This is a genomic window from Pseudonocardia sp. N23, from assembly GCF_002583555.1.
GTDB lineage: Bacteria > Actinomycetota > Actinomycetes > Mycobacteriales > Pseudonocardiaceae > Pseudonocardia.
In genome coordinates, this window is the sequence record NZ_BEGX01000121.1 from 32305 (window position 1) to 34317 (window position 2013).

Below are 2013 nucleotides of genomic sequence, written 5' to 3' on the forward strand. Positions count from 1 at the left end.
GCGCTCCCCGGCGGTCCGGACGGCGAGCAGCGGGCCGAGTGAGCCGAAGATGGTGCCGGCCTCGGGCATCATCACCGCGTACGACACCGAGGAGAACCCGTCGTGGTGGTAGGCGCGGGCGGCCGGGGTCGGGGCGAACGTCGGGCCCGCGGCCGCCATCGGCAGCCCCACCGACCCGCCGCCGGGAGCGGCGGCGGGGGTGAGCTGCTGGTGGGTCAGGTGCTGGTTGGTCAGCACCGCGGCGGCGGCCGGGTTGAACCCGGTGCGGATGGCCTCGGCCATCCCGGCGCTGGTCAGCCAGCTCACCGACCGGATCCCGAGTGACTTCAGCGCGTCGTCGAGGCCGTCGAGGACCCGGTAGAGCACCGCTGCCCGCCCCGCGGTGCCCCCGCCCGCGGCGGCGGCGGGCCTGCGGAGGGCGGACTCGGTGCCGGACACGGTCACGAACAACTCCGTGCGCACCGACACCGAGCCGATCGTGGCGTCGAGCTCGTCGGTGGCCTGCCGGGCCAGGTCCGGGGCGCCGGTGTGTTCGTGGGCGGTGCGCCACACGTCGTACTCGGTGCCGTCGTCGGGGACGGTGCGCACCAGCAGCGACATCCGGTCCACGACCTCGCGGTGCCCGATCGCGATGAGCAGGTTCCCCAGCCGGGCGGCGAGGCGTTCGCACTCGGCGTCGGAGAGCATGCCGACGCCGGAGTGGGTCAGCCGGGCGGTGGCGCCCCAGCGGCCGTCGCTGGTGTCGTGGATCAGGCACAGCCTGCCCTGGTCGCGAAACGGCGGGCCGTCGGGGAACGCGACCCGGGCAAGCACGCCCGGGAGGTCGGGTTCGTCGCGGGGACCGGGCAGCCCGGTGGCGGCCTTGGACTGCCACAGCGACCAGCGCATCAGGACTCCTGTCTGGAAGAAGATCAGGTCGGTGAGCCAGCGGAACGCCGAGCGGCCGCGGACCGGGACGACGATCAGGGCGGCGAGCAGCCCGTCGACGACGAGCCAGCCGAACGCTGCGGCCCACCGCCCGGCCGACAGGCTCAGCAGCACCGGCACGACCAGCGCCAGCAGCGCGACGGCCTGGGCCGGGGTCAGCCCCAGGACCCACCCGGCGCGTTCACGGTTGTTGAGCTCGCGGTAGATCCGCAGCGACCGCGCCGAGGCGGTGTCGCTGCTGGTGCGGGCGCTCATGCGACCGGCGGCACGTCAGCCGCTGCGGCTGCGCCGCCTCCACCACCGGGGCCACCAGAACCGCCGGAGCCACCGCCCGGGCCGCTGCTCACGCCGGCCGGTGCTCCGCCCGGTGTCGGGGGCGCGATCGCCTGCGTGGGGGCGTCCGGGGACACCGGCAGCCCACCATCGACCGGCGCGGACCCATCACCACCAGAGCCCGACCCCGAGCCCGACGCGGAGTCCGAGCCTGTGGAGTTGGGGTCGCGCTGGGAGCGGTCCTGGTTCTGGTTGCTGCTGTTGCTGTTCCCGGCCCCGGCCGGGCCGCCGTAGCCCCAGCCGATCCCGCCCCCGTCCATCTGGGCGTTGCCGAAGCTCGCCGCGGCCGCGGCCGCGCCACCGACCAGCCCACCCAGCTGCGACACCCCACCACCGGACCCGCCGGACGAGCTGCCTCCGCCTGATGAGCCGGACGAGCCGGAGCTGGCTGCGTCGAAGCGGGAGGTGTTGGACTCCTCCGCGGACGAGCCGCCGTCCGCGGCGCCTGCCGAGCCCGACCCCGACCCCGACGCGGAGGAGAGGTTGGAGCGGAACGTGGCTCCGGCGGCGGTGCCGGGCTCGACGAAGGCGAGCAGCCGGAACACCGCCAGCGGGCAGAACAGCGACACCAGCAGCACCCCGGCGCCGGCGAGCAGCCCACCGATCCCTGAGGGCTGGGCGAGCATGTTCACCCCGATGACCAGCACGAGTGCCAGTGCGGGCTTGAGCACGATCGCGGCGATCGTCCAGCGCAGCGCGCGCCAGAACCAGCTCGAGGTCGTGTTGGTCATCAACCCGGCCGCGGTGATCGGC

At 75.0% G+C, this 2013-nt stretch carries 1 protein-coding gene and 1 pseudogene; both read right to left on the reverse strand.

Annotated elements, in window-relative coordinates; genetic code table 11:
* On the reverse strand, window positions 1-1182 hold a 1182-nt coding region (locus TOK_RS27750), incomplete at its 3' end, for an SCO6880 family protein (RefSeq protein ID WP_253258681.1).
* Window positions 1179-2013: pseudogene (locus TOK_RS27755) on the reverse strand (hypothetical protein); the annotation flags it as partial. The gene TOK_RS27750 and the pseudogene TOK_RS27755, both read right to left, overlap by 4 nt.